This window comes from Sedimenticola sp. (assembly GCF_050289425.1).
In the GTDB taxonomy this organism is placed as follows: Bacteria; Pseudomonadota; Gammaproteobacteria; order Chromatiales; family Chromatiaceae; genus Sedimenticola.
Genome location: NZ_JBNKFS010000005.1, coordinates 86,016 through 111,750, shown reverse-complemented (window position 1 = coordinate 111,750; position 25,735 = coordinate 86,016). Strand labels below are relative to the sequence as shown.

Genomic DNA, 25,735 nt, shown 5'->3' with positions numbered 1-25,735 from the left:
GCCGCACCGGTGGGCGCGTGGCAGTCGAGACAGGTCGCCGGCTCCCCTTGTTGCCGCCATTCGTCGAGGAAGGTCGCAGTGTGGGCCGCCACGGCCATACGGCTCTGCTGAAACTCGCGCTGCTGCCGGGCATGGCAATCGGCACAGGGCTGCCCCGGGTCGTGCGGATACGCCGGCCCACCCTGGGCCGACAGGGGCAGCATGCACAGCCAGACGAGCAACCATTTCATTCGAAAATCTGGGACGGTTCGCCCCCCTCGCACAGCCCCCGGGGAATCAGGAACGGGACGCTGCCGGGCCGGATATAGCTGAAGTCCGGTACTTCCGTCACACCGCCGGCCGCAATCCAGGCCGGCAGGCCACCCTGCAGTATCCACACCCGATGGCCGGCATCGGTGAGCCGCGCAAACCAGGCGTCGATGAGCCGCTCGTCAGCCCACGCCGGTAATAACAGCACCAGGCGTCCGCCACTGCCGTCCGCCAGATAACCACGCGGCTCCACGCCGCCATCCAGCGCCCCGGCGATGGTACCGGCGCGGTAGTCGGCACGCCCGCGCACATCCAGAATCAGCGGCGGGTCGACATCATTCAACCAGGCCAGCAACTGTTGTGCACTCACGTTCGGCCAGCGCGCCGACGCATCGCCCGAGCCCAGCAGCGCAAGCAGGATGCTGATCAGGGTAAGGACCCGCACAAGTTTACGTTCCCGCATTCTGCCGCCCCTGAACCACGGAACGATTCTTGTCCGGGCGCTAGGCTCCAGTCTCACAAATGTCCTGCTTCGGCTTCCCTGGATGCAATATGAATCGGATAATCCCGCAGGGGAACCGACGCTATCAATGCCTGCCTGAGGCGCGCCACGCCCGCCTCCCGCGCCAGCGTATCGGCCACCACTACCGCCGCCGCGCCGCCCGCCCTGGCCAGGTTGCCCAGGTGGCGCCGCTCCACAGCGCCGCCGGAGATCCAGATCGCCAGCGGACCGCCACGGGCCTTCTCCAGCATCTCCAGGTCCAGTCCCTTGCCGCGGGTCTCGGCCTGCTCGGAATGGAGCCAGAGGCTGGCGAACCCCAGTTCGGTGGCGCGGGTGATCGCCTCGGCCAGCGAACGGTCCGCGTCGGTCACCCGCCAACCCTGGATCGCCGCGGTGTCCGGCATGTAGAAGGAGAACCCCTCGCCGATCGCGGGGCCGGAGAAACGGTAGCTGGTGGCCACCTTGTACACCGTCAGTTGCGGCACCCAGTTGAGCCCCGGCCAGCGTTCGCGCCGGCGGGCGGTCTCCTCCAGCCCCTCCGCGCAGACCCAGTAGCAGCGGCTGACTTCCAACCAGCCCGCGTCCCGTTCTGGATCGCCGCCCAGTAACAGGGCCGTCTCCACCGGCAGTTCGGCAAAGCGCTCCGGAGTGCAGCCACAGGGGTCCATCACCAGCGCGTCGGCACCGCTCAACCAGGCGGGCGTCTCCGGTTCCGAATCTGCGTTTTCAGGCCGGTACTGTACAAACAGTTTGGTCTCTTCGCTCATAACCTCACCTCGATCAATCACCCAGCAAATTTTCCCAGAAGGCCTCGTGCTCGGCGCGCAGTTGCTCATCGCTGTCCCGCGCCCGGAAGGCGCGCTCCCGCTCGACCGCACTCACCACCTCCGCCGCGACAGCGACAAAATGTTGCGCAACCGCCCCCTGCGGGCGGCTCACCACCAGCGGTGTGCCGCCGTCGGCGAGTAGCTGTCCTTCCGGATCGAGCGGGATGTCACCGAGAAACCTCACCGATTTGCGCCGCGCCAGGGACGCCGCCGTGCCGTCCGGAAACAACGCCTGCGCCTCGCCGCAGCAGGGGCAGATATAGCTGCTCATGTTCTCCACCAGGCCGAACACCGGGATATCGAGATCATGGAACAGGGCGATGCCGCGGGCGGCATCGACGATCGAGAGTTTCTGCGGCGTGGTCACCAGCAGCGCCCCGCTGACGGGGATCTGTTCCAGGATGGTCAGCGGCACATCGCCGGTACCCGGCGGCAGGTCCACCAGCAGGATGTCCAGCTCTGGCCAGGCGATATCGTGGAACATCTGGGTCAGTGCCTGGGTTACCAGCGGCCCCTTCCACACCAGCGCCGCCTCGGGCGGCAGCACATTGCCCACCGACACCGTCCAGACGCCGTGATTCTCCACCGGCAGGGTGCGCCCCTCGTCATCGACCGGAAGCGCCCGGTCGGTACCCATCATACGGGTGATCGACGGGCCGTAGAGGTCGGCGTCGAGGATGCCGACACGCTTGCCAGCCCGGGCCAAAGCACAGGCCAGGTTGACGGTGACGGTGGATTTGCCCACCCCGCCCTTGCCACTGGCGACCAGGACAATATCCTCGATCCCGGCGACCGCCACCTGGGGTTCGGCATACCAGGCCGAGGTTTCCTCGGCGGATGCCGGCCCGGTCCGCGCCGGGTTGATCCGTACCGGGATCGGGAATGCGGGCAACCGGCTCATACCACTACCTCCAGCGTTTGTTCCAGTTTCAGGCCGGCGGCAATCTGTCCGGCCAATTTATGAAACGGCGCCCCTACGCCGCCCTGTTCCCGCGCTACCGGCACACCGTCGTCCGAGCCCACGGCCACCCGCGGCATGAACGGCAGAGTGGCCAGCAGTGGCAGACCGGTCAGCTCGGCGAGCTCCATCGCTCCGCCCGCCCCGAACAGCGCGCCCACATGGCCACAACTGCGACAGGAGACCCCTGCCATGTTCTCCACCAGCCCCAGGCACGGGACCGCCAGGTCGGCGAACATCTCCAGCCCGCGTTGCACGTCGTCGATCGCCACCTGGCCGGGAGAGGTCACCGTGATCACTCCGGATAGCGCTACGCTCTGTGCCACCGCGATATGCACATCTGAGGTCCCCGGCGGCAGATCCACCAGCAGGATATCCAGCTCGCCCCAGGCAACATCGTGAAACAGCTGCGGCAGCCCCTGATCGATCAGGGAACCGCGCCAGATCAGCGCCTGCTCCGCGGGCAGCAGCAGTCCGAGCGACATCATGCGCACGCCGAACGCCTCCCGGGGCTCGATCCGGTCACCCTTGGCCGTGGTCTCGGCACGTCCGCTCACCCCCAGCAGGGTCGGTGCCGAGGGGCCGTAGACATCCGCGTCCAGCAAACCCACGGCATAACCCTGCTGCGCCAGCGCCACGGCCAGATTGACCGTGAGGGTCGATTTGCCCACCCCACCCTTGCCACTGTGCACCGCCACCACATGGCGAATGCCCGGCAGGGAGTCGCGTTGTGCGATGGAGCGCGGACGCGGTTTGACCACGGCACGCTCGACCCCCGGCAGGGACTCCACCAGCGGCATGATCGCCTCGGCCAGCGCCTCCTGCAGATCCCCGGAAAGATGCGCCGGGTCGAGCAGCACCCGTACCGCGCCGCCCGTGGCCACCACGTCATACACCTGGCCGGCTGTCACCACATCCGGACCGCCGTCACTGATACTGATCCGACACAAGGCCGCCAGCACCCGTTCCTCAATATCTGGATCTGGCAGCAATGGGTTTGAATTATTCATGGACATATAAGGCTTTCCTTCAGGTAGTCCCGGATAGCCAGCGCTTCCTCGTCACTGATTACCTGGTCGGCGCCGTGTTCACGGCGCATCACTTCAACAATGGCTGGCCGCAACGCCGGTTCAAATTCGCATAGGCGCGCAATTCGCAATTCGTGGCAACTGGAGCAACGCGCCAGAAACAACTCCCGAGGTGTTCGCGGCAACATTGACCACCAGGCGAATACAGCCAAAAACAGAATCATCACCGCAATTACTCCCGCCAACCGCCTCCTACTCCACGTGATGGGTGGGGAACAACTCACACTATCCGGGAAACCAAGCGGCTCTAGCCGGACAGCATGTCGAGCCACTCGTCATCCAGCTCCTGTTCGTTACCACAAACCCGGCAGTTCTCCTCCGTCGGCCCCTCCGGCACGAAGGGGGTACCGCAACGACCGCAGGGCCGTTGCCGGCGGTGGAACAACAGCGAACGACCCATCTCCAGCTCATTCTGGGTGAGCGCGGAACGCGATGCCATCGCCCCTTCGGGACAGATGCGCTCGCACAGCAGACAGTCGCTGCAGAGCAGCGGGTCGAAGCTCAGCTGCTGTGCCTGACCGCTCTCGCTGGCTTGCAGGGCACCCGTCGGACAGCGTTCCCCACAGACCAGACAGCCACTGCACAACGCGTTGACCGAGCGTGGCTTCCAGGGCAGTGGCGCTCCGTCACGCCAGGGCACCCGGCCAACCCGGCTTGCCAGCACCGCCTGGTACTGGACCGTGCGTTGCGGATACACGCGGCTCTGGTAAAAAGGCAGCACCTCCGTATCCGCCTCATCCGGGCTGAGACCCGGTACGACCCAATCGGCCGCCTGGGTCACCGCCTGGGCGCCGCCGAATCGCAGAAAGGCACGACGACTCAGGTGGGGTTGATCCTGGTATTCGCGCGCTGCCTTGCGCGCCCCGTCAACGGGCTCCAGATCCAGTCGCGGCGCCGCCTCGCCCAGCCATTCGTCCAGGGTTTCCGCCAGATGCCGCAGCCTGTCGCGGGCATCGCCGTAACGGCATTGGGCACACTGATCCAAACCATGCAGAGCCAGTGTCTCCACGCCCTCGGCCCGGGCCGCGCTGATCAGGCGCGCATCGAGCACGCTGTGGCAGGGGATGACCACACCGCCGCCCGAGCCGGTGCTGGCGCGACAATGCAGATCGATCCGCTCACGGCCCGCCAGGGCGGCGACAAAACGTTCCGGGAGAAATCCGCTGGAGCGTAGGGCACCGGCCGGACAGCTCGGCAGACAGCTGTTACAACCGGTGCACTTCTGCCGGTCCAGATCCACCGCATCGACCGACAGGCGGAGCGCATCGGAGGGACAGACGTCGCGGCAACGCGTGCAGTGCTCCAGGCGGCCGCGCAGATTGATGCACAGCTCCTCCTCGACGATCATTTCGGATAGCCGCAGGTAACCCGCGGCCTGTTCGGATCTGGTCATTCGCATGCCGCGTTCTCCCTGGCTATATCCATTTTCGCCAGTGGCGCGGCGATCTTGCGCCCCAGCCAGTGGGTCAGGGCAACAGCGCTGACCATGTTGCTCGCCAGCGGCACGTTGTTCAGATCGCAGGCGCGGTAAAAGGGCGTGATATCCGGTTCGTCTGCGGCCGGTGTCTCCGGGTCGCGGATGAAATAGACCGCCCGGACCGTGTTGGTACAAACCAGTCCGCAGAGCTGGATTTCGCCGCCCTTTTTGCCGGAAAAGAGATGCGTCACTTCGAGCGCCAGTTCGCGTTCGATCGCCTCGCCGGTTTCGCTGGTGGCCAGCAGGCGGTACTCCTGGAACACCGCCAGCCGGCTTTTCATCAGCTTGATCAGCTCTGGCAGCTTGCGCTCGTGCGCAATCAGGATCACTGTCTGTCCCGCGCCCGCCATCTCATGTACTCCTCAAGGCTGGGGAAAAGCACTGAATCCCTGTGCGACACATCCTTGTACCGCTCGACAGTTGCGTCGGGTGAGCCAGCGATACCCAACGCGGCTTCATACGTGTGCGGCCAAAAAAGTAAGACATCCCTGTCTCAAGTGGGTACCGGAGTCTTGCATTGAATCGGTTGCGCATGACGGATTCAAACCTCGGAAATTGGTGCGAGAAAGTCTGGGACGCGATGCACATCGCCTCCCGGGATACGATTCGCGAGGACTTTCAGATAGAGCTGACGGTGTCCCCGTGCGAGGCGGTCGATAGCGGCAAGGGGATCATCCATGGCCGCGAGACTGTCCCTCACCCCGGTCAGCCAACGGGTCTGCTTCAAGCGCTGTTCCATGGCCGCATGATCGTCGTGGGAGAAAGTACGGCCGTGCACGCCTTCACGAAAATCGGCGCCTTGCACCCGGTCGGAGCGCAACACCGGCAGACGCAGTGCGGCGGCTAGATCGAGCAGCGGACTCTTGCACTGTTTGACATAGGGCATCAGCAGCAGATCGGCGTCCCGGAACAGTGCGGCGACCTCCCGGGGCGCCACGTAACGGTCGATCAGGGTGATGCGCATGGCACGCCTGGCGGTCTCCAGCAACGCGTCAGGTATACCGTACAGCACCCCCTCACCCGCCACGACCAGGTGCATCGTCCCGGGCCAGCGGTTGCCGGCCACGGTTTCCAGCAGCCGATCCAGCCCCTTGCGCAGGCAGCCGTGGCCGAAGAACAGCAGTCGATGTTCACCCGGATCCCTGGCCGGTGCGGGTGAATCGCCCCTCGGTTCATCCCGGCCTTGCAGCGATTGCAGTGCCAGAAAGTTGGGACTCCCTGGCAGCAACGTCAGCCGTTCCCCCGGGGTATCCAGCAACTCCTCCAACGCCCAGGCCAGATATGCGTCGCGTGCCACCACCCGGTCGATCATGCGATACAACAGGCGGTAGGCGGGCATCATCAGCCAGCGCTTTTCATGGGGCAATATATTGTGCGGGGTATAGACCACCCGCACCCCCTGCCCGTGCGCCCAGCGCACGAAGCGCAGCGCCCGGAAGGGATTGTCGACCCACTGCAGGTGGACAATGTCGGGGCGCGTTTCAATGATCTGCCGGCGCACGCAGCACCAGCCGCGGCGGCCGGCATCGAGGCAAGCCTGCTTGTGAAAGGGCACCGTCCAATCGCCCAGTTCGTCACGCCGTCCGGTCAGCAACTGGGCCTCGATTCCGGCCCGCTGCAGCCCGAGCGCCAGGGCGTGACTGTAGTGGCTCAGGAAGCCGCGCCCGGACCCCTCCACCAGCAGCACCCGTGGAGCAGGCGCATTCATAGACCCGAGGCCTTGCGGAAATCGGCGTCGTAGTCGAGGCGCTTGGGTTCACGCCGGTTCAGCTCCGCCAGTTCGCGCAGGCGCCGGCGATCGACCCGTTGCTCCAGCTCCGACCAGAGCGCCTGTTCGGCCATTTCCAACAACCGTTTATAAAATGGCAATAACGCCGCGGCGGCGGCACGGCGGCACCAGCCTGGCGACCACTCGGCCAGCTGTTCCAGCAGGAACGCCTCACGCTGCGTACTGAGCTGCTCAGCCCGTACGCCATCCCCGGCAAGCAGCGCCGTCGCCTCGCCGTTGGCCAGCTTGGCATAAAAGCCCAGCATGGTGCCGATGTGGTCCGGGAATTCGCCGCTCAGGCGGTTACGATAGTCCCAGCCCGCCTGGCTGTAGGCCGCGATGGCGCGATCCGCCGGCTCATTGAACATACAGCCGGTCTCGACCACAGAGGCGTAGGGGCTGATACAACCGGGTGCCACAAACAGCCCCGTATACTCCTCGGCCAGGCTCTCCACCAGGGGCCCTGTTGGGGTCTGGTGAAACTCCTCGTCGAATACCACGCCGGCCATGGCCAGCGGTCCGCGCAGTTCACCGCGGATCAGATCAATCAGAGCCGCATCCACCTCCTCTTCGAGACAGCGAGCCAGGAAGCCGAACAGCGCCGCCACAGCCCGAGTCTCCGTCACCCGCTCATGCTCAAGGCTGTTATCCATTATTGCTTCCGATGCCAAAGTCGTTGTTGTCTGCATATCTTCTCCTCCCAGTCCGAAAAGACACCCCCGGCGTCACGGACGCCAGGGGTGTGATGGGTCAATGACCGCCGGTGTGAAGCTCCGGTTCAGGGAGACTGTTCCAGTCGATATCCACCTCCTTGTGCCTGGCTCGGTGGATGTCGCCGGTGTAGGCGTAGCGCAGGGTCTCCTCATAGTCCTTCATCGAGGCCTCGACACTGGCGTGGGTGTCTCCGTACCGATCCCCCGGCTGCGCCTTGGAGACGGTCACCACTGTGTCGAACCAGCCCTGGGAACCGCCGATGGGGTCGACCGCCAGGCGGATGATGGGATTGGGATGCACCCCTTTGTCGTTCCACCAGACGTTGTTGGCGATATCCGCCTCACCACCCTGGGCGTACTCTGCCGCCTGCGTGCGCTGTTTGAGTTGGGCCAGACGGCCGTAGGCGCTGTGGCCGCAGGCGGTGGAGATGGCCACCACGTCCGGGTGAATCCCCTCGGTGACGTGGGCGCGAGTGACGACGTAACCCAGCGAGGAGGTAACCCGGATCAGGTCACCGTCACTGAGCCCGCGTGCCGCAGCCGTCTTCGGATTGATCCAGGCCGGATTCTTGTGATACAGCTCGGCCAGGTATTTCAGCGACGCGGTCCGGCTCTGGGTGTGCACATTCACCTTGTAGGTGGTGAGCACCAATTCATCCGCCTTCTTGTCCCGGGAGGGCAGGCGCTTGTAGACGGGTAATGGGTTGAAACCGTATTTTTTATAGCTCGACTTGAAGATCTCCATGCGCCGCGAGGGGGTGCCGAAACCGACCATGTTGTGGCCGTTAACCTGCACGCCGATCGCCTGGCCGTCCTTCTTGATGGTTCCGTCGGCATCGACCTCGGCCCCGGCCATGTCGGCGGCGGAGAGCTCCTTGGTATAGAGACCGTAATCGGGCTCTACCTCGTTGCCATTCTTGTCCACGATCTTGGCGGTCACCTTGTCCACCTCGCCATAGATGGGCCAGACCCCCTTCTTCTTCAAGAAATCCCAGCCACCGTCCTCCTTGAGGCCGGGAATCGCGTCGAAATGGGCGCGCATCCAATCCTCCACGCTGTTGAAGGCGAAGTACTTCTTGATCTCCAGGGAGCCGTCCGGATCCACCTTGTGGATCACATCGATCAGGGTTTGACGAAACTCCTGGGTACCGCCCAGCGGTTTGACCACCGGCTGGCGGATGGAGAGGCAGGGATAGAGTCCACCCGGCATCGACTCGGGGTCGTGCCGCTCCAGGTAGGTGACATCAGGAATGATCAGGTCCGCCAGCTCGGTGCTCTCTGACATGTAGGGACTGAAGGAGACGTAGAAGGGGACGGTTTTTTCGTCGCTCAGCATCTCCTTCCATACGTGGCTGGACGGATAGGTGTAGACCGGATTGTCATAGTAGGTCATCCACACCGATACCTTGGCCTCACCCTTCTTGATCATGTAAGGGGCGTGGGTAGAGACATGGTGCGACGCCAGCGGATAGTGCGGCGGCGCAGCGATCAGGCTTGCGGCCTTGCCCTTGGGTGGCACCGGCTGCGGTTGCGGCCAGCCCATGCCGCGGGGCAGGCAGTAGCCGCCCTTCTTCTCCACGTTGCCGGTGATCACGTTGAGCATGTTGATCGCCGCCTCCTGGTAGGAGCCCCAGACGTGCTTACAGGGTCCCCGGTAGGAGAAGGTGGTGGCGGGTTTGGTGGTGGCGAACTCGCGGGCGATACGGCGAATATCCTTGGCCGACATCCCGGACTCCTCTTCGGCGAACTCCGGCGTATAGGGCTTCAGATGATCGATCAGCTGCCTGGCGCTGACATTGGTCCAGTTCGCAATGAAGTCGGCATCGTACAGCCCCTCGTTCATGATCACGTGGGCCATGGCCAGGGCGATGGCACCGTCGGTGCCCGGATAAGGGAAATAAGCCTCGTCGGCAAAGCCCGAAGTGTTGGACATGCGCACATCGAAGCTCACCAGTTTAGCCTTGTTGCCGACCACGCCATCCACCAACCGCTGGGCATTTGGATTCATGAAATAGGCGGTCTCCAGCACGTTAGAGCCGAAGTTGAGGATGTACTTGGTGTTGGCCCAGTCACAGGATTCGATATCCGGACCCCAGGTGGGCTCCAGCCCGACCTTCTTGGAGGATTCGCAGATATTGGTGTGGTTGAGCATGGCATTGGAGCCGAGCGCGTGCATGAAGCGGCCAACCGCGCCGCCGGTACGGTCCCGCCCCCACTTGAACACCATCTCGTTGAGGATCTCCGGCTTGTGCTCGGCATTGGCACGATCGATCACCTCGCGCAGCTTCTTCGCCAGCAGGGTGGTGGCCTCGCCATAAGAGATCCGTTTCCACTTTCCCTCGCCGCGCTTGCCGGTACGCAACAGCGGCGTCATGATGCGGTCCGGATCATAGACATGCAGGAAGCCGGAATTGCCCTTGGCACACAGTTTGCCGCGGGTGTTCGGATGGTCCATGTTGCCTTCCAGCTTGACGATACGGCCGTTCTCCACATAGGCGACACCCCCATCCTCGATGTTGCAGGCCATGCAGGTATAGGGCACCGCCTGGCGCTCCGTGCCGGTGGTCGGTGAGTAGTCCTTACCCCCCAGATCCTGCTCCATGGCGACCAGGCGACTGCTGGCCAGGCCCAGGGCGCCGGCCGCGGTTCCCACCGCGCCGCCGAATTTCATGAAATCGCGGCGGGTGAATTTGATAGAGTCACTCATCTTTGTCTCCTCAGAAATTGATCTGGGTGAGCTGACCGGCATAGATCAGCACTTCCCTGAAGCTGTAGGCGCCCACCGCGCTCAACACCGCCGCCAGTGTCAGAACCCTGGGATCACGGCCCAACTTCGGCAGCGCAACCAGCACCAGCGGTACCAGAATGCCGATCAGGAAGGTCATCCCCCAGTACTTGAAGCCGAACTGCTGGTTGATGATCTCCCAGGCCTGTTGCTTCTCGCCGGTGCCGTAGTTGAGCACCACCCACTCCGCCAGGAACAACGCGAAGGTAACCGCCAGAGCCAGGTAGAGAAACGCGTGCAGGAACTCCACGGACAGTTCATTGAGCTGACCGCGCAGCAGCTGGATAACCGCCACCACCGCGGTGCCGGAGCTCATGGAGAGAATAACGAACAGCAGTGGGATGGTCGGATTACTCCACAACTCGCGTGTCTGATGTACCATCAGATCGAGACCGGTATAGAGCGGCATGGAGAGCGCCAGCAGCGAGCCCAGTATGCCGGTCAGGCGCATCATCCCCTGATTCCCCTTCATCAACCCGAAGTAGAACCCGATAATGCACAAACCAAACAAGGGGAGGAACAGCGACCCCCAGGAGAGCGGCGAGGTCCAGTGGAAATAGAGGATCGGGTAGAGGAAGCGACTCGGCTGTCCCAGATCCATGATCAGCAGCGGGCCACAGATGGCTAGCAGGATCAGTGAAACCAGCAATCCGATCTTCTGGAACGGCTCCATCGACTTTGCCACACCACCGAACACATTGCCGAACACCGACGGCGCGGCGGCGTACACAAAGGTCATGGCGGCGACACCGATCAGGAAGAAGTAGATAACGATTTCACGCCCCCAGGGGGCGATGTTGTATTCCATGTATTCAAACATGATGCATTCCCCTATAGGACACCGGAAAAGAACTTGCTGCCCCGATTACGCCGGTAGAAAGCCTCGGCGTCGGAACGGGCGGCATAGGAGTGCGGGGCGCTAAACACCTGCTCGGTCTGGGCGCGGTCCGGTTTGATGTAATACACCTGGGGACGCGTGCCTTTGTCGGGTTTCAGCACCACCGTCTTGTGCCGGGCCACCAGTCGGGAGACCTCGCTGTTGGGGTCATTCAGATCGCCAAAGATACGCGAACGGCCCAGACAGGTCTGAACACAGGCGGGCTGCAACCCCTTCTCGACCCGGTGGTTGCAGAAAGTACACTTGTCCACCACGCCGCCGATCTTCACGCGATCGCGATTTTTTGGCAGCACGTGGCGGGCGTTGTAGGGACAGGCGGCGACGCAGGTGCGGCAGGCGATGCAGCGCTCATAGCGCTGTAACACGAAGCCGTCCTCGTGCTTGTAGGTGGCCTCGGTCGGGCAATTCCGAACACAGGGCGGGTTGTCGCAGTGATTGCACAAGCGCGGCATGAAATGACGCTTGGTATTGGGGAAGTGGCCGGTGTCCTTGACCTTAACGATAGTCCGCCATACGCCAAGCGGCACATCGTATTCAGCTTTGTCAGCACACACGCAAGCCATACAGCCGATGCATCGACGCAAGTCGACCACCATGGCCCAACGTTTTTTACCGGGCACGCCCAGGGATGGTTCAGCCTGGAGACCAACGGGCATGGGTATTCCTCCTCTATTCAACTGGTGAGTCGGTCAATCACCGACAGGCATCAGGAACAGTTCGCCATTGTTTTGTACTGTGCGGCCCCGTCCCCAACACACGGACGTAAAGCATTTCCTATACCACAGTTCTTTAGTGGGATTTATATCCTGTTGTAAAAATTGAATATTTCTCCAAATTTCACGCACAGCTACAGAATGAGGGGATACAGAGTAGGCGCCAAGGCGTTACCCAACGGTAACAGGAAAACCAAAAATTAGCGGCAAGATCATGATTTTACTGGAATTTATCCCATTGACGCCAAATGTAATTCGGTGTTACCCACCCGTAACCGCCCCCATCGGAACGCTGTATTCTTCGTTTTCTCCGGTGTAGGGGCGGCGCGCATGGCGCTCACGCGTTACCAACAGGTAACCTTGCGGCATCAGCGGAGGCCCGGCGGTACCCCGGCCACGGCCAGGGCGTACAGAGAGACCGTCTGCAGCTGATGTATGACAAAACAGGTTATTTTTCAGTCGGTATAAAATCACCTCCCGCCGCGAACCGTTATAATGCGGAGAGCTTCCCCCGAACCCGGCAAGTTCGGATAACCAGGAATTCATCCGATGAAAATGAACCCCTTTACCCTCCTTATCCTGTTACTCTCTCTTCTGGTATCACCCGCGCTGCTGGCCGGCCAACCGCTGGTAGACGGCGCCTGGCTGGCAAATCAACTGGACAAACCCGATTTGCGGGTACTGGACCTGCAGCCCCGCCCCGCCTACCAAAAATTCCATGTCCCGGGCGCCGTTCACAGCGAATACGCCGACTGGGTTAAAACCGATACCAAGGGTACCCCCAAGATGCGGCCGCCGGTGGCGACGCTGGAACAGTTGATCGGCGGACTGGGTATCGATAACCGCACCCGGGTTGTGCTGGTGGTTACCGGACGCAGTGCCGGCGAGATGGCCTCGGCGACACGCGTATACTGGACGTTCAAGTCCCTGGGGCACGATGCGGTTTCAATCCTTGATGGAGGTCTCATCGCCTATGCCCAGAGCCGCGACCACCCCCTGGAAAACGGTTCCAACCCGGCCGTAAAAAAAACCTTCAGGGCACAGCCACGGCAGGAGTATCAAGTCAGCGCCACTGAACTCAAGGCCACACTGGGTAACATCAGTCTGGTGGACAACCGCAGTCCGGGTGAGTATCTGGGGCTGTTGCAGGGTGGCGACAAGGAGCGCCCCGGCACCCTGCCCGGAGCGATCAACCTACCCTTCCAGTGGCTGACCGTGAACGGTGGCGCGACCTTCCGAAGTCTGGAGCATCTGCGCCGCATCTACCAGGCGGCCGGGGTGCCGTTGACGGGCGAGCAGATATCCTTCTGCCACACCGGCCACCGCACCTCACTGGCCTGGTTCGTCTCCCATGAACTGCTCGGCAACGACAAGGCAAGACTCTATGACGGCTCCACCGCAGAGTGGGCGCTGGAACCCGCCCTGCCGATGGAGCAAAAGATCAAGCTGGACTAGACGGGAGACACGCCATTAAGGCAGGGCTTAGCATTGTCGCTCCCGGATCAGGAGACGGCCAGGGAACTTCGCGGGGCGCTACCGACCAAAAGTCAGTTAAGGGGTCGCTGATGCCATTCACAAACGCATTATCTGGTGCGTTGCGGCCAGCGCGCCAGGATTTCACCCACAACGCCACGTCGGAAAGCCAGCACACAGATAACAAAAATGGCACCCACGATGATGGTCACCCAGGACCCCAGCCAGCTGAGATAATTCTGCAATGACATCACCATGACGGCACCTACCGCCGGACCAAAAATGGTGCCCATACCACCCAATAGGGTCATTAACACCACCTCGCCCGACATCTGCCAGGTGATATCCGTCAGGCTTGCCACTTGCACCACCAAGGCTTTGGTGCCGCCGGCCAATCCGGACAGGGTTGCCGAAATCACGAAGGCAATCATTTTGTAATATTCCACCCGATAACCCAGCGACATCGCACGGGGTTCATTCTCCCGAATAGCCTTCAGGATTTGTCCGAAAGGCGAATGGATGGTACGCCACACGACGTAGAGGCCAAGCAGAAAGATTGCCAGCACAAAATAGTAGAGAGACTGGTTGTCGGTAAGCTCGATGAGACCCAACAGTACGCCACGTGGGACACCCTGAATACCATCTTCCCCCCCGGTAAAGGGAAACTGGAGCGCTGCAAAAAAAACCATTTGCGAAAGCGCCAACGTGATCATGGCAAAGTAGATACCCTGGCGACGTATCGCCACGTAGGCAAATAGAAACCCCATCACGGACGCGTTCAGGGTGGCGAGCAAAATGGCCAACTCCGGCGTCAATCCCCAAGCCTTCAGCGCATAGGCGGAGATATAGGATGCCGAACCAAAGAAGGCCGCATGACCGAATGACAACAGGCCGGTGAACCCCAACAGAAGATTGAATGCACAGGCGAACAATGCAAAACACATCGCCTTCATGAGAAATACCGGATAAACAAACTGGGGCAACGCCAGGAGAATGCCCAGCACGACGAGTGCGACAACAAACCCCTTAGGTTGCCAAGCGGCAACTTGTTCCTGACGGCGTTGGAGACTGAATACCCACATGATTTAACGCTCCCTTCCAAACAGGCCCGCCGGACGCACCAGCAGTACCAGAATCATGATAACGAAGATCACCACGTTGGAACCTTCCGGATAAACGACACGGGTCAGGGCTTCCACAATACCCAGGCTGTAACTGGTGATAATGGAACCGAGAATAGAACCCATCCCCCCGATCACCACCACCGCAAACACCACGATGATCAGGTTCGAACCCATATGGGGAGTAATCGCCTGCAGGCCCGCCGCAAGTACACCGGCAAACCCGGCCAGCGCCACACCAAAGGCGTAGGTCAGCGTGATCAGGACGGGGACGTTGATACCAAAACTTCTTACCAATGCCGGATTTTCGGTAGCCGCACGCAGATTGCTTCCGAGTCGAGTGCGCTCGATGGCGTACCAGGTAGCAAAGCAGCAGATAATCGATACGCCGACAATCCACAGCCGATACAGAGGGATCATCATCACATCACGTACATTCCCGGTGATCATCTCCAGCGGTATACGTTGCGCCCCCGTCAATAATCCGGGCTTTTCGTAGGACAACCCAGAAGAGCCAAAGAAGCTGACGAAAAGCCCCTCAATAATGAGTACCAACCCAAAGGTGAGTAACAGTCCGTAGAGATGATCCAGTTCATAGAGCCAGCGCAATAAGGCACGCTCGATGATTATCCCCACGATCCCCATCACCAGGGGCACCAGCAGAAGCGCCCACCAGTAAGATAGCCCGGTGATATCCAGTAGCATCCAGGCCACAAAGGCCCCCATCATATATTGGGCACCGTGGGCGAAGTTGATGACGTTCAACATGCCGAAGATCACCGCAAGACCTAAACTGAGCAGTGCATAGAAGGCCCCGTTTTGCAGGCCTATCAATAACTGCAATCCAATATAGGAGACAGGAAGATCAAATAGTGTCGTCATCGCACTTCACCCACGGAGATAACAAAAACATTCGGATAGGCTGGCGTCGTCAATTCGTCAGGTCACAACCACTTTTGGCCGGATCCTTGAAAGCTTGTTTGGCAGGAATGGTGCGCACGATGTTCAGGTAATCCCATGCCCCCTTGGACTGGGCGGGTGTTTTTACCTTGACCAGATACATGTCATGCGCCATACGACCATTCGCATACACCATGCCGCCTTTGGTGAACACATCGTTAACCGGCATTGACCTCAATGTCTTGGCGACAGCACCGGCCTCGTCGGTACCCGCCTTCTCTACGGCCTTGAGGTAACTCAGTACGGCCGAATAGGTTCCGACCTGCACCATGGTCGGTTTCTTACCCGCCTTTTCCTCAAACCGAGCGGCCCAGGCGCGAGTCTCGTCATTGCGATCCCAATACCAACCGGTAGTCATGTAGAGGCCCTGCGCGGCCTTCAGGCCGAGGGTGTTAATATCGGTAATGAACATCAGCAGGCCCGCCAGATTTTGACCGCCCTCAACGATGCCGAACTCGGCAGCCTGCTTGATCGCATTGATGGTGTCAGATCCGGCATTGGCCAAACCGATAATCTTGGCTCCCGATGCCTGCGCCTGTAGCAGGAACGAAGCGAAATCGGACGAAGGGAACGGGTGACGTACGCTACCTACCACGGTACCGCCGTTAGTCTTGACGATATTCGACACGTCACCTTCCAGCGAGTGACCAAAGGCGTAATCCGCCGTAATAAAAAACCAGCTGTCACCACCATTATTGACCACGGCGGTGCCGGTGCCGTTGGCCAGTGAATAGGTATCGTATGCCCAGTGAAAACCGTTCGGTGAACAACTCTTACCGGTCAGCCGTGAACTGGCGGCACCGGTTACCATGGTAATGCGGTTTTTTTCATGGCCCACCTCTTGTACGGCCAGTGCAACCGACGAGGTGACCAAGTCCGTGATCATATCGACACCCCCGGTGTCGATCCATTCGCGTGCCTTGGAAACGGCAATATCCGCTTTGTTCTGGTGATCGGCGGAAACCACCTCAATAGGTTTACCGAGGACCTTTCCGCCAAAGTCCTGAACGGCCATTTCGGCGGCGATCACCGAGCCGTTACCGGACAGATCCGCATAAACGGCCGCCATATCGGTCAGCACGCCTATCTTGACTTTATCGTCCGAGACGGTGCCGGCGGACACCGGCATGGTGGCCATGGATACGGCGATCGTGCAGGCCAGTAATGTTTTCTTTATCATGGTGATAACTCCTCTCGCTTGGGTAGTGTTTTTATACGCCCAGGTATTCCTGGAGTAAGGCTTCTTTCTCACTCAACTCATCTCGATGCACGACAGCGGCTATCCTGCCGTCTTCCATCACGTAATTACGATCGGCCAGCGCTGAAGCAAAATGGAAGTTCTGCTCAACCAGCAAAATAGTGAAACCGCGTTCTTTCAACTTTTGGATCACATCACCTATCTGCTCAACGATGACCGGAGCCAAACCCTCGGTGGGTTCATCAAGCAGCAGCAGTTTGGCGCCTGTTCGCAATATCCTGGCGAATGCCAGCATCTGCTGTTCTCCACCGGAGAGACGTGTGCCGTGGCGCGTATGACGCCGCTCTTCGAGATTGGGAAAAAGTTGGTAGATCTCTTCAACCGAGAGTCCACCCGGTGCAATGACCGGCGGCAGGTAGAGATTCTCTTCAACAGAGAGGCTGAAAAAGATACCGCGCTCCTCCGGGCACAATGCAATGCCGGTTCGCGCGATGCGATTGGATTTGAGACCGATCGTCTCTTGCCCCCGATAACGAATCGACCCCTCACGCTTGCCGACCATGCCGATAATCGATTTCAACGTAGTGGTCTTTCCGGCACCGTTGCGACCCAACAGCGTTACCAATTCACCTTCACAGACATCCAGATTTATTCCGTGCAGAATGTGTGATTCACCGTAATAGGCATGCAATCCGTCGATCTGCAGTACCGACGCCTCTTTACCTGATTTGAGCGGGGTAACGTTAGGCATGTGCGGTCCCCATATAGGCGCGGATCACATCGGGATTACGGGAAACCTCTCCGTAGTTGCCTTCGGCCAGAATCTCGCCACGCTGCAATACAGTAATCCAATGCGAAAGGTTGGCGACCACGCCCAGATTGTGCTCCACCATTAAAATGGTGCGATTGGTGGCCACCTTTCTGATCAGATCGGTAATACGCCCAACATCCTCATGCCCCATGCCTTGGGTCGGTTCATCCAGCAACATCAGTTCCGGATCCAGGGCCAGAGTAGTGGCGATCTCCAGGGCGCGCTTACGCCCATAAGAGAGTTCTACGGCAAGCGTATCGGCGAAAGCGTCTAGGGCCACTTCGGCAAGCAACCCGTCCGCCTCTTCGTTAAGGAAATTCAACTCGCGGGCAGGCCGCCAGAATTGTTTGTCGATACCGTGCTTGCGTTGCAGTGCGATCCGCACATTTTCCCTCACCGTCAAGTGAGGAAAGACCGATGATATTTGGAAAGAACGAACAATTCCGCGACGTGCAATCGTGTCCGGCCGGGTGTGGGTGATATCGTGACCCTTGTATGTGATCACGCCGTCGGTCGCACTAAGAAATCGGGTAAGCAGATTAAATACCGTTGTCTTACCCGCCCCATTGGGGCCGATCAACGCATGGATCGTACCTTCGCGCACTTTTAACCCGACATTATTGACCGCGACAAAACCTTTGAACTCTTTGGTTAAGCCATCGGTTTCCAATATATATTGGCGCTGTTCACTGATATCGGTGTAGGTGGTAACAAACCCTCCCTGGGGAAGCGGCGTGCCGCGTACGGCAATGACTTCACCACTCGGACGGATTCGCTCCATGACATGCGCCTGGAATTCACGGGCACGGTTAACACGCGCTTCAACCAGCGCCTCGACCTCTCCCTGGCCGTATTCACCGCGTTCGGCGTTGTAGCGCATGAAGGCAGAGAAATGGGTTCCCCGCTTTGCCAGTATCAGGGGAAAACCCAACAGTTCAAAAAAGCGCTGATTCCATCCAACCAGTCTCAGTTCGGAATCAAACACGGTGACGCCCTGATCAAGCTGCTCAAGCTGCTCAAGCGCCGCTTGCAGAACGCTCAGATCATCGTGCACTGACATGCCGTCGCCCATGTAATACATTCCTCCTCAGCCGTGAAGAGCCAGCGATTATTGCTACTGCCAGCCTCATGGGGAAAGCTTGCGACGGTGATGTAAAACGAATGTGTAGCGCCGGAAAAGTTTTTTGATTTAATGTAAATGTTTGTGAATGTGCTTGCCTTGGCGACTTAATTAAGCTTGTCTTAGGAGTAACCGAACCGATTACCCGTTTGAGTCTTGTTGATGGCCAAATCCAGTCCTATTGATGATCCCGCATCCCGCAGCGAAGAACCGCCTTGGGAACTGCCGGATAAACAGTGGGTGGCCATTTTTCAGACTGCCGTGGAACACATGGATGAGGGATTCACGATTTTTGATCGCGACCTCCATCTATTGGCGTGGAATGAACGCTTTTTCTCGCTACTGGAATTTCCCCTGACGCTGGCCAAGGTAGGAACTCCGTTCGGAGACTTCATGCTGTACAACGCCAAACGGGGCGAGTATGGCCCCGGCGATCCCGACACGCTTGCCGCCGAGCGTGTCGAACTGGCGAGAAAATTCCGGCCACACAGCGTTATCCGCCGGCGACCGGACGGCAAGGTACTGGAGGTACGCGGCAATCCCATCCCCGGTATCGGCTTTGTCACGGTTTACAAAGACATCACCGAGCAAGCCCGAGCGGAAGCAGCCTTAAAAGAGAGTATCGATACCCTTGAGCTAAGAGTTCGCGAGCGCACCGCCGAACTACGTGGCGCGTTAGAGAATTTGCGTCAAAGTGAACAGTGGATTCGCCGTATCGCAGACGCCGTGCCCGCGTTAATCGGCTATGTCGATGCCGATAAGATTTATCGGTTTTGCAACCGGGGGTATCAGGAGTGGTTTGGGCAAGACCCTGAACAGGTAGTCGGAAAACCGGTTTGGGAAGTGTTGGGAGGGGAGCTCTATCCGGGACACCGGCAAGACCTGGACGAAGCGCTGTCCGGCGTCACGAAATCGGCCGAATTTTCGTTAAAATTGCTCGATGGCCATACCATTGACTGCCTCGTCAACTATATCCCGCACCAGGCACAGAGCGGAGAAACGCTGGGCTACTTTATCCTTAGCCAAGACATCACTAAATTAAAGCGCACCGAAACACTCCTCCGCCAAGCGCAGAAAATGGATGCCGTCGGACAATTGACCGGCGGTATCGCTCATGATTTCAATAACCTGTTAACCATTATCGTGGGTAATCTGGCGCTGATAAACGAGGGGGAGATGAGCGACCGGGACATTGAACCCATGATTGCCCCGGCACTGGATGCGGCGCGCCGCGGCGCGGCATTGGTCAATCGCCTGTTGGCTTTTTCACGTAAAAAGGTGTTGCGTGCGATGGTTTATAAACCGCACCAAACCATCCTCGGCATGGGCGAACTGCTGCACCGCACACTGGGTGCGACCATTGAGGTAGCCATCCGCACCGAAGGCGCCTGTTGGAGCGTCCATACCGATCCCAGTGAACTCGAGAGCGCAGTCCTCAACCTGGTCATCAACAGTCGCGACGCGATGCCGGGAGGCGGTAAGCTGGAAGTCAGTATCGGCGGGTGGACAATCTCTCCCGAGGATACCGCTGTTCAGCAGCAGGTCGCACCGGGCGACTATGTCATCGTTAAGGTAAAAGATACCGGCGGCGGCATCCCACCAGATATCCAGGAACGGGTTTTTGAACCTTTCTTTACCACCAAGAAACCGGGACAGGGAACCGGACTTGGACTGAGCATGGTCTACGGCTTTATCCGCCGCTCAAACGGTCATATCATCATCGAAAGCGAAGCCGGCAGCGGGACCCAGGTCAGCCTCTATCTGCCCCGCTTTATGGGCATCGATACGGTACCGATTGCCCACCATACGGATGCCGGCGCGACACCGGGTGGCAGTGAGTCTATTCTCCTGGTCGAGGATGAATCGGCGGTACGGGACTTTACGGCGAAAGTGTTATGTCGGCTGGGGTATCGCGTCATCGAAGCGACCGATGGAAGCCACGCCCTGGAATTGGTGGAGAAAGGCGTGCACTTCGACCTGCTATTGAGTGATATCGAGATGCCGGGCGGCGTCAGCGGTATCGACCTGGTGCGCACAATCAGACGACACATGCCAAAATTGAAGTATCTGCTCATGTCCGGTTATCCGGATAAAATCATGGAGCATGAGTCATTTCCACTCCGCGATAAGGAGTTGCTGTGCAAACCCTTTGATCACACCATGCTGGCAGAGCGGGTACGCGGCGCGCTGGACAGCCGGGACGCGTCGGGGGATGGAGTAGAAAGATGAAAGAAGCGGAAAGAATACTGGTCGTCGATGACGAACCGGATGTCTGCACCCTGGTGGCACGCTGCCTCGCCCCCGGCGGTTATGAAGTGGATACGGCGTATAACGGTAGCGAGATGCAACAACGAATCGACCACCGGCTCTACGACTTGATCGTGCTCGACTTAAATCTCCAGGGCGAAGATGGTTTGCTCTATCTGCGCAATCTGCGACAGGAGATGGATATCCCGGTCATTATCCTGACCGCCCGCGGTGAACCGGTTGACCGTGTTGTCGGCCTCGAGTTGGGCGCCGACGACTACCTGCCCAAGCCTTTCGAGCCGAGGGAACTCCTGGCACGGGTACGCACGGTATTGCGTCGCATTAAACCCACCAGTGAAAACGTCACACTCTCAAATAAAAGACAGCTCTGTTTCGCCGATTGGATGCTGGATATCAATACCCGCAAACTGCAATCGGAATCCGGTTACAGCGTCGAATTGACCACCGCGCAATACGATGTACTGATCGCATTGGCCACCCACCCCAATCGCGTCCTTACGCGTGACCAGATTCTGGATTATGCCCGGGGCCGTGACGGCACCCCTTTTGATCGGAGCATCGATGTGCACATCGGCCATCTTCGCCAAAAGATAGAGCGTGATCGCCGCCACCCCGAAATCATTAAAACGGTTCACGGCGTAGGCTATCTGTTTGCCACCAAGGTGACGACCCAGTAGCGATCGCCTTTACAACTTTTTACAAAGAATTAATAAATAATACCCGTACGGCAAAACCACTTTACAACCCAGCATTACACTCGCTTTCAGCAATTAAACCGACACCAGAGAAAGCGGAGGTAGTGATATGGTTGACGTTGTCTCTGCAACGCGCGCCGTTAATGAAATCCATGACGGCATGACGATAATGATCGGCGGCTTCCTGGGCATCGGCGAACCCCTGGGGCTGATCGATGCACTCGCCCATCGCGGCGTAAGTGATCTAACCTTGATTGCCTGTGTCGGAGCCTATCCCGGCGGCAGCGGTTTCGGGGTAGGAAAATTGGCCCGAGGCCGGCAGATCAGCCGACTCATTACCTCCCATATCGGCACCGACCCGGAACTGGTACGCCAGTACATCGGGGGGGAAATCGACGTAGAGTTCAATCCGATGGGAACCTGGATTGAGCGTATCCGTTGCGGTGGCGGCGGTTTGGGCGGTGTCCTGACCCGCACCGGTCTGGGTACCGAAATCGCGGAGGGGCGACGCCGCATCGAAGTCGATGGACAAACGTATCTGCTTTACCCCCCCTTGAAGGCCGACTTCGCCCTCATCAAGGCCCATCGTGCCGATTCACTCGGCAACCTGCAATATCGCGGTACCGCGCTGAACGCCAATCCGGTGATGGCGATGGCAGCGGAAAGGGTCATTGCCGAAGTTGATGAAATTGTCGAAGTCGGGTCTATCCCACCCAACCAGGTCGGAACGCCACAAATATTTGTCGATACATTGGTGACCGGCAACAGCCCTGAAACCAGAAAGCAAACCTATACCGACCTCTGGGTCGGCAGCGGACGACTGAGATGAGGAGCAGCAACAATGGAAACTCGAGAATTCATCGCTAGACGTGTCGCCAAGGAGTTCGACAACGGAATGGTCATCAATCTGGGCATCGGCCTCCCGACGGGTGCCGCCAACTATATCCCGGCAGGAGTCAAAGTGATTCTGCAGACGGAAAACGGTGGCCTGATGTTTGGACCCAAACCTTCACGCGACCAGGCCGATCCGGATATCGCCAATGCGGGAGGCGAGCCGATCACACTGCTCCCCGGCGCCGCGGCGTTTGATCTCTCGACCTCGTTTTGTATCATTCGCGGCGGCCATGTCGACGCCACCGTGCTGGGGGCATTAGAGGTCGATGGCGAGGGTAATATCGCCAACTGGCAGATACCCGGCAAATACGTTCCCGGCATGGGCGGCGGCATGGATCTGCTCACCGGGGCCCGGAGAGTCATCGTCGCGTTACAACACACCGACAAGGACGGCCAGTCAAAGATTCGCCGGCGCTGTCAATTGCCGCTCTCGGCCGCCCATGCGGTTAACCGTATCATCACCGACCGTGCGGTCATGGATGTCACCGAGGAAGGATTGCTGTTAAGGGAGATAGCACCCGGCTACTCCGTCAGCGATGTGATTGCCGCTACCGAAGCGGAACTCACTCCCGCGACGGATATAAAGGAGATGGAAATCTGACTGCCGGAGCAGCGGGCATAATCCTTATTACCCACGGTGTAGGGCGCTATAGGATGTAGCGGTACAACCGATCACAGGGTTACACTGAGCTCATGAATTTGAATCGGAGACTGCTCACTTAACCATACGAACATGCAGACTGCCGACCTGTACAAACTGATTCCGTGCTTACCGCTTAATCGTTGAACGGACAAACTTGTTTCGATAATGCCGGTATAGGTCCGGTCTGGACGGAATACACTGCTCTGGCAAAGAGCTAGGAGTTTCAGATCGCTTTACCACCTCTCACTGTAACTCCTCAGTACAGATATTTTACTTGTTTTCACTCATAGTAAGGCATTAACTTTTCATTACGTAACCACGACTTCAATTGGAACGGTTGTTATAGACAGTTAATTAGGTAAAACAAGTCAATCCTGATTTCATGAATATTGAATATCACAAGGTGCGACAGGCGATTTTGTATGGATGAAAGAAAAGGCGGCACCACCCTTTACCATATATAGCATAAGGATAAATAACAAAAAGAATAATGGAAGAATCGCAGGTTCTGAAATGTTTGTTGTGTCTGAAAAATTGATTAGACCTATAAATCCATCGTACTGCCTAATCTCTGTATTGATATCTTCCCCAGTCTGAAATAACCCAGTCAATAAGTAGCTGTCGTACCCAAAAGTATCATTCCTTCCTGTGTAACTATAATTTAGGTTGTCGCCGACAACTGTCAATGTAGAGTTCTCTTTGAGGGCTATGGCAACCTCGATCACGCCTCCACTAAATATGATTTCAGATGAATCCAACGAACTTGCGAATCGTATTGTCCCTGAGTTGATGTTTAGCGTAGACGAGTCTCTTGTTAGTATTGAGAATTCAATGGTGCCTCCGTTTAAACTGGCTATCGCATCATTGTGGGCTTGCACGATTCCATCAAGTGACCCACCAAGAAAATCAAATTCGCTCGTCCCATAAAGATCAAAGCGCGAATATGCCTGTGAACCACTAAGCCAATTCACTCTTGAGTCACCGTAAATCTCTGGGGAGTCCCAATAGGATGCATCGGCAAATGGGTACGCACCGTTATCCATGTCAACCACTGTATCGATATCAACATAGGCATAGCTAAATGCTGTCGTTGGAATCAGTAAAATTAAATAGGCCAATGATTTCAGGATACGCATGGTTATAACTTCCTTCTTATTATTGAGAACTTAACAATTGACTATATTGCCGAAACCCAATGTTCGGTGATTAGTGGCACCAACAACAAGTTGACTCCCGAAACGACTCCGGCGCTATTTTTTAAAAGACCCCGGGGCATCGGCTTGACAGAACTATCCAACTGCCTGTCATCAAATCCTTGGGGAGTGACCGGTTGGCCGAGACCAGAAGTGATGACATGATTTACAAAACGACTCAGAACCCGAACAATCCCAGGAGGCGATTTCCAGGTCTTTATCGAAAGTATTTGATTAGGATTTGCGCCACCGATTATTCCCCGAATACCAAGAAAAGTTATCGGTAGCGAATTAACCGGCTTTTGTCTTTCCATGACCAAATACATCCGTGTGACGGCTGAAAACTAGAAGTGGCTTCCTTTTTAGAGCATTTAGCCATAAATCGCATGGTTTCATGTGTTATCTAGATGATATTCTTTGCATAAGACACTTGGACACAACATACTCTCGACTGCTAATTGCCTATTACAAAGCAACAAACCCATTTACATGTCGCGTCAATTCACCGGAGCAACTCTTAACGCAGCTTCCCGCAACGCGCCTGCAAGGGAAGAATTCTAAGTTTACTGAAGGTGGATTCGGCTGCTGTCAGCTACAATTCTCATGGCCAGCCAACAAGGATTGCGCCAACCACAGGCGTAACGTCGCCACTTGCAGTGGCGCACCAATCTCCCGCCACAACATCACCCCTCCACGAAACACAGCGCAAGCTGCCGCATACCGCGTCTCAAAAAAGCGCTAATTCACCGCGCGCCCGGGCCAGGGTGACAGACAGTGCCGAGGCAGGCCATAGTTCCGGAGCCGCCTCCAGCATAACCAACGTCTCGTGGACCCGATGACTGTCACCAACCGCTGCCGCCACCCTGACCAGATGCGCCAAATAGAGCCCCTTGCGTTGCGCCGAAGACCAGTCCGTGCCTTGCAGCGACCGTTCCAGACTGCGGTAAGCCACATCAATATGGCCCTGCGTCAACTGCAACTGGGCATTGCCGGGCTGCGGACCCCACCCCAGTCATGGGCTCGACGATAGGCCGTTTCGGCATCCACGACGATAGCATCAGGCCAGAGCCGCTCCAGTAGCTCCAGCTTACTCACCACCCGGTCGCGATGCTGGACAACGCACATTGGATCCGGTCGTACATGGTCGCCGAAGATGATGGCACGCTCGGCATCGTCTGCATCTATCAAGGCGTGGGCGCCGCTACCATCCAGAAACACATCCAGCGGACGGGTTTGCCGGACAACGAAATCACCGAAGTGGTCAACATGCTGATCATCCATCAGGACCCGGTGATCAAGCTGAGGCAGCCTGATCTGGAGGTAGCGATCGGAACCCCACACTGGGGTGTTGGTCGCCACCAATCCGTCACATCCTGATAGG

At 58.3% G+C, this 25,735-nt stretch carries 26 protein-coding genes; 6 read left to right on the top strand and 20 right to left on the bottom strand.

The window, feature by feature from the left end; translation table 11 throughout:
- Positions 1-226: 226 nt before the first annotated feature.
- The 12 genes from ACQY5R_RS04960 to dsrO all read right to left on the bottom strand — a co-directional run bounded on the left by ACQY5R_RS04960 (position 227) and on the right by dsrO (position 11,921).
- Positions 227-712 carry a rhodanese-like domain-containing protein gene (locus ACQY5R_RS04960; RefSeq protein ID WP_428605275.1) on the bottom strand — a complete coding sequence of 162 codons (486 nt, stop codon included), beginning with the start codon at positions 710-712 and terminating at the stop codon, positions 227-229.
- A 53-nt stretch (positions 713-765) separates the two neighbouring features.
- Positions 766-1,518 carry a hypothetical protein gene (locus tag ACQY5R_RS04955; RefSeq protein WP_428605273.1) on the bottom strand — a complete coding sequence of 251 codons (753 nt, stop codon included), beginning with the start codon at positions 1,516-1,518 and terminating at the stop codon, positions 766-768.
- A 13-nt stretch (positions 1,519-1,531) separates the two neighbouring features.
- Positions 1,532-2,479: an Mrp/NBP35 family ATP-binding protein gene (locus ACQY5R_RS04950; protein WP_428605270.1), complete on the bottom strand. Its 948-nt coding sequence runs from the start codon at positions 2,477-2,479 to the stop codon at positions 1,532-1,534.
- Positions 2,476-3,546: a P-loop NTPase gene (locus tag ACQY5R_RS04945; RefSeq protein ID WP_428605267.1), complete on the bottom strand. Its 1,071-nt coding sequence runs from the start codon at positions 3,544-3,546 to the stop codon at positions 2,476-2,478. Before ACQY5R_RS04945 ends, ACQY5R_RS04950 begins: the two co-directional genes overlap by 4 nt.
- On the bottom strand, positions 3,543-3,791 hold the full coding sequence (locus ACQY5R_RS04940; protein ID WP_428605264.1) for a hypothetical protein: 249 nt from the start codon (positions 3,789-3,791) through the stop codon (positions 3,543-3,545). The genes ACQY5R_RS04945 and ACQY5R_RS04940 overlap by 4 nt, the downstream gene beginning before the upstream one ends.
- A gap of 80 nt (positions 3,792-3,871) precedes the next feature.
- Complete coding sequence (locus tag ACQY5R_RS04935) at positions 3,872-5,023, bottom strand: 4Fe-4S dicluster domain-containing protein (RefSeq protein ID WP_428605261.1); 1,152 nt, start codon at positions 5,021-5,023, stop codon at positions 3,872-3,874.
- Entirely contained in the window at positions 5,014-5,451 is a 438-nt protein-coding gene (locus ACQY5R_RS04930) for a methylglyoxal synthase (protein WP_428605259.1), read from the bottom strand. Before ACQY5R_RS04930 ends, ACQY5R_RS04935 begins: the two co-directional genes overlap by 10 nt.
- Before the next feature lie 191 nt (positions 5,452-5,642).
- Positions 5,643-6,809 carry a glycosyltransferase gene (locus ACQY5R_RS04925; RefSeq protein ID WP_428605256.1) on the bottom strand — a complete coding sequence of 389 codons (1,167 nt, stop codon included), beginning with the start codon at positions 6,807-6,809 and terminating at the stop codon, positions 5,643-5,645.
- Positions 6,806-7,558 (bottom strand): TorD/DmsD family molecular chaperone, encoded by a 753-nt coding sequence (locus ACQY5R_RS04920; protein ID WP_428605253.1) that lies wholly within the window; start codon positions 7,556-7,558, stop codon positions 6,806-6,808. Before ACQY5R_RS04920 ends, ACQY5R_RS04925 begins: the two co-directional genes overlap by 4 nt.
- A 61-nt stretch (positions 7,559-7,619) precedes the next feature.
- The gene (locus ACQY5R_RS04915; protein WP_428605251.1) at positions 7,620-10,289 is read right to left on the bottom strand and encodes a molybdopterin-containing oxidoreductase family protein; all 2,670 of its coding nucleotides are present in this window, start codon (positions 10,287-10,289) and stop codon (positions 7,620-7,622) included.
- A 10-nt stretch (positions 10,290-10,299) separates the two neighbouring features.
- Entirely contained in the window at positions 10,300-11,187 is an 888-nt protein-coding gene (gene nrfD / locus ACQY5R_RS04910) for an NrfD/PsrC family molybdoenzyme membrane anchor subunit (RefSeq protein ID WP_428605249.1), read from the bottom strand.
- Positions 11,188-11,198: 11 nt separating this feature from the next.
- Positions 11,199-11,921, bottom strand: coding sequence for a sulfate reduction electron transfer complex DsrMKJOP subunit DsrO (dsrO, locus tag ACQY5R_RS04905; protein ID WP_428605246.1), 723 nt, complete (start codon positions 11,919-11,921; stop codon positions 11,199-11,201).
- A 606-nt stretch (positions 11,922-12,527) separates the two neighbouring features.
- On the opposite strand from dsrO, the gene ACQY5R_RS04900 reads away from it, so the two are divergent.
- Positions 12,528-13,433 carry a sulfurtransferase gene (locus tag ACQY5R_RS04900; protein ID WP_428605244.1) on the top strand — a complete coding sequence of 302 codons (906 nt, stop codon included), beginning with the start codon at positions 12,528-12,530 and terminating at the stop codon, positions 13,431-13,433.
- A 128-nt stretch (positions 13,434-13,561) separates the two neighbouring features.
- Here ACQY5R_RS04900 and ACQY5R_RS04895 read toward each other — a convergent pair whose 3' ends face one another.
- The 5 genes from ACQY5R_RS04895 to ACQY5R_RS04875 are packed head-to-tail and all read right to left on the bottom strand — an operon-like array spanning position 13,562 to position 18,613.
- Complete coding sequence (locus tag ACQY5R_RS04895) at positions 13,562-14,533, bottom strand: branched-chain amino acid ABC transporter permease (RefSeq protein ID WP_428605241.1); 972 nt, start codon at positions 14,531-14,533, stop codon at positions 13,562-13,564.
- Between the two features lie 3 nt (positions 14,534-14,536).
- A complete protein-coding gene (locus ACQY5R_RS04890; RefSeq protein WP_428605238.1) occupies positions 14,537-15,454 on the bottom strand; it encodes a branched-chain amino acid ABC transporter permease in 918 nt (305 codons plus the stop codon).
- 49 nt (positions 15,455-15,503) lie between these two features.
- Positions 15,504-16,712: an ABC transporter substrate-binding protein gene (locus ACQY5R_RS04885; RefSeq protein WP_428605235.1), complete on the bottom strand. Its 1,209-nt coding sequence runs from the start codon at positions 16,710-16,712 to the stop codon at positions 15,504-15,506.
- Positions 16,713-16,743: 31 nt separating this feature from the next.
- Positions 16,744-17,481: an ABC transporter ATP-binding protein gene (locus ACQY5R_RS04880; protein ID WP_428605232.1), complete on the bottom strand. Its 738-nt coding sequence runs from the start codon at positions 17,479-17,481 to the stop codon at positions 16,744-16,746.
- Positions 17,474-18,613: a PAS-domain containing protein gene (locus ACQY5R_RS04875; protein ID WP_428605229.1), complete on the bottom strand. Its 1,140-nt coding sequence runs from the start codon at positions 18,611-18,613 to the stop codon at positions 17,474-17,476. Before ACQY5R_RS04875 ends, ACQY5R_RS04880 begins: the two co-directional genes overlap by 8 nt.
- A 210-nt stretch (positions 18,614-18,823) precedes the next feature.
- Here ACQY5R_RS04875 and ACQY5R_RS04870 point away from each other — a divergent pair, with 210 nt between their 5' ends.
- The 4 genes from ACQY5R_RS04870 (at position 18,824) to ACQY5R_RS04855 (ending at position 23,119) form a co-directional block, all read left to right on the top strand.
- Positions 18,824-20,890: a PAS-domain containing protein gene (locus ACQY5R_RS04870; RefSeq protein ID WP_428605226.1), complete on the top strand. Its 2,067-nt coding sequence runs from the start codon at positions 18,824-18,826 to the stop codon at positions 20,888-20,890.
- Positions 20,887-21,606, top strand: coding sequence for a response regulator (locus tag ACQY5R_RS04865; protein WP_428605224.1), 720 nt, complete (start codon positions 20,887-20,889; stop codon positions 21,604-21,606). The genes ACQY5R_RS04870 and ACQY5R_RS04865 overlap by 4 nt, the downstream gene beginning before the upstream one ends.
- A gap of 127 nt (positions 21,607-21,733) precedes the next feature.
- Positions 21,734-22,453 carry a CoA transferase subunit A gene (locus ACQY5R_RS04860; RefSeq protein WP_428605221.1) on the top strand — a complete coding sequence of 240 codons (720 nt, stop codon included), beginning with the start codon at positions 21,734-21,736 and terminating at the stop codon, positions 22,451-22,453.
- A 12-nt stretch (positions 22,454-22,465) separates the two neighbouring features.
- Positions 22,466-23,119, top strand: coding sequence for a 3-oxoacid CoA-transferase subunit B (locus ACQY5R_RS04855; protein ID WP_428605219.1), 654 nt, complete (start codon positions 22,466-22,468; stop codon positions 23,117-23,119).
- 422 nt (positions 23,120-23,541) lie between these two features.
- Here the strand turns inward: ACQY5R_RS04855 and ACQY5R_RS04850 are convergent, their stop codons facing one another.
- From ACQY5R_RS04850 to ACQY5R_RS04840, 3 genes are all read right to left on the bottom strand, one after another.
- The gene (locus ACQY5R_RS04850) at positions 23,542-24,297 is read right to left on the bottom strand and encodes a hypothetical protein (protein ID WP_428605217.1); all 756 of its coding nucleotides are present in this window, start codon (positions 24,295-24,297) and stop codon (positions 23,542-23,544) included.
- Positions 24,298-25,081: 784 nt separating this feature from the next.
- Entirely contained in the window at positions 25,082-25,333 is a 252-nt protein-coding gene (locus ACQY5R_RS04845) for a hypothetical protein (protein WP_428605214.1), read from the bottom strand.
- A complete protein-coding gene (locus tag ACQY5R_RS04840; RefSeq protein ID WP_428605212.1) occupies positions 25,324-25,479 on the bottom strand; it encodes a hypothetical protein in 156 nt (51 codons plus the stop codon). The genes ACQY5R_RS04845 and ACQY5R_RS04840 overlap by 10 nt, the downstream gene beginning before the upstream one ends.
- Here ACQY5R_RS04840 and ACQY5R_RS04835 point away from each other — a divergent pair.
- On the top strand, positions 25,462-25,731 hold the full coding sequence (locus ACQY5R_RS04835) for a nickel-binding protein (RefSeq protein WP_428605210.1): 270 nt from the start codon (positions 25,462-25,464) through the stop codon (positions 25,729-25,731). The two genes, ACQY5R_RS04840 and ACQY5R_RS04835, sit on opposite strands and share 18 nt — an antisense overlap.
- Positions 25,732-25,735: the final 4 nt, after the last annotated feature.

Excerpts from the sequence above, each read along its gene's own strand:
- ACQY5R_RS04960 (WP_428605275.1), bottom strand. The coding sequence starts at position 712 with ATGCGGGAACGTAAACTTGTGCGGGTCCTTACCCTGATCAGCATCCTG.
- ACQY5R_RS04955 (WP_428605273.1), bottom strand. The coding sequence starts at position 1,518 with ATGAGCGAAGAGACCAAACTGTTTGTACAGTACCGGCCTGAAAACGCA.
- ACQY5R_RS04950 (WP_428605270.1), bottom strand. The coding sequence starts at position 2,479 with ATGAGCCGGTTGCCCGCATTCCCGATCCCGGTACGGATCAACCCGGCG.
- ACQY5R_RS04945 (WP_428605267.1), bottom strand. The coding sequence starts at position 3,546 with ATGAATAATTCAAACCCATTGCTGCCAGATCCAGATATTGAGGAACGG.
- ACQY5R_RS04935 (WP_428605261.1), bottom strand. The coding sequence starts at position 5,023 with ATGCGAATGACCAGATCCGAACAGGCCGCGGGTTACCTGCGGCTATCC.
- ACQY5R_RS04930 (WP_428605259.1), bottom strand. The coding sequence starts at position 5,451 with ATGGCGGGCGCGGGACAGACAGTGATCCTGATTGCGCACGAGCGCAAG.
- ACQY5R_RS04925 (WP_428605256.1), bottom strand. The coding sequence starts at position 6,809 with ATGAATGCGCCTGCTCCACGGGTGCTGCTGGTGGAGGGGTCCGGGCGC.
- ACQY5R_RS04920 (WP_428605253.1), bottom strand. The coding sequence starts at position 7,558 with ATGCAGACAACAACGACTTTGGCATCGGAAGCAATAATGGATAACAGC.
- ACQY5R_RS04915 (WP_428605251.1), bottom strand. The coding sequence starts at position 10,289 with ATGAGTGACTCTATCAAATTCACCCGCCGCGATTTCATGAAATTCGGC.
- nrfD (WP_428605249.1), bottom strand. The coding sequence starts at position 11,187 with ATGTTTGAATACATGGAATACAACATCGCCCCCTGGGGGCGTGAAATC.
- dsrO (WP_428605246.1), bottom strand. The coding sequence starts at position 11,921 with ATGCCCGTTGGTCTCCAGGCTGAACCATCCCTGGGCGTGCCCGGTAAA.
- ACQY5R_RS04900 (WP_428605244.1), top strand. The coding sequence starts at position 12,528 with ATGAAAATGAACCCCTTTACCCTCCTTATCCTGTTACTCTCTCTTCTG.
- ACQY5R_RS04895 (WP_428605241.1), bottom strand. The coding sequence starts at position 14,533 with ATGTGGGTATTCAGTCTCCAACGCCGTCAGGAACAAGTTGCCGCTTGG.
- ACQY5R_RS04890 (WP_428605238.1), bottom strand. The coding sequence starts at position 15,454 with ATGACGACACTATTTGATCTTCCTGTCTCCTATATTGGATTGCAGTTA.
- ACQY5R_RS04885 (WP_428605235.1), bottom strand. The coding sequence starts at position 16,712 with ATGATAAAGAAAACATTACTGGCCTGCACGATCGCCGTATCCATGGCC.
- ACQY5R_RS04880 (WP_428605232.1), bottom strand. The coding sequence starts at position 17,481 with ATGCCTAACGTTACCCCGCTCAAATCAGGTAAAGAGGCGTCGGTACTG.
- ACQY5R_RS04875 (WP_428605229.1), bottom strand. The coding sequence starts at position 18,613 with ATGGGCGACGGCATGTCAGTGCACGATGATCTGAGCGTTCTGCAAGCG.
- ACQY5R_RS04870 (WP_428605226.1), top strand. The coding sequence starts at position 18,824 with ATGGCCAAATCCAGTCCTATTGATGATCCCGCATCCCGCAGCGAAGAA.
- ACQY5R_RS04865 (WP_428605224.1), top strand. The coding sequence starts at position 20,887 with ATGAAAGAAGCGGAAAGAATACTGGTCGTCGATGACGAACCGGATGTC.
- ACQY5R_RS04860 (WP_428605221.1), top strand. The coding sequence starts at position 21,734 with ATGGTTGACGTTGTCTCTGCAACGCGCGCCGTTAATGAAATCCATGAC.
- ACQY5R_RS04855 (WP_428605219.1), top strand. The coding sequence starts at position 22,466 with ATGGAAACTCGAGAATTCATCGCTAGACGTGTCGCCAAGGAGTTCGAC.
- ACQY5R_RS04850 (WP_428605217.1), bottom strand. The coding sequence starts at position 24,297 with ATGCGTATCCTGAAATCATTGGCCTATTTAATTTTACTGATTCCAACG.
- ACQY5R_RS04835 (WP_428605210.1), top strand. The coding sequence starts at position 25,462 with ATGCTGGACAACGCACATTGGATCCGGTCGTACATGGTCGCCGAAGAT.
- ACQY5R_RS04840 (WP_428605212.1), bottom strand. The coding sequence starts at position 25,479 with ATGTGCGTTGTCCAGCATCGCGACCGGGTGGTGAGTAAGCTGGAGCTA.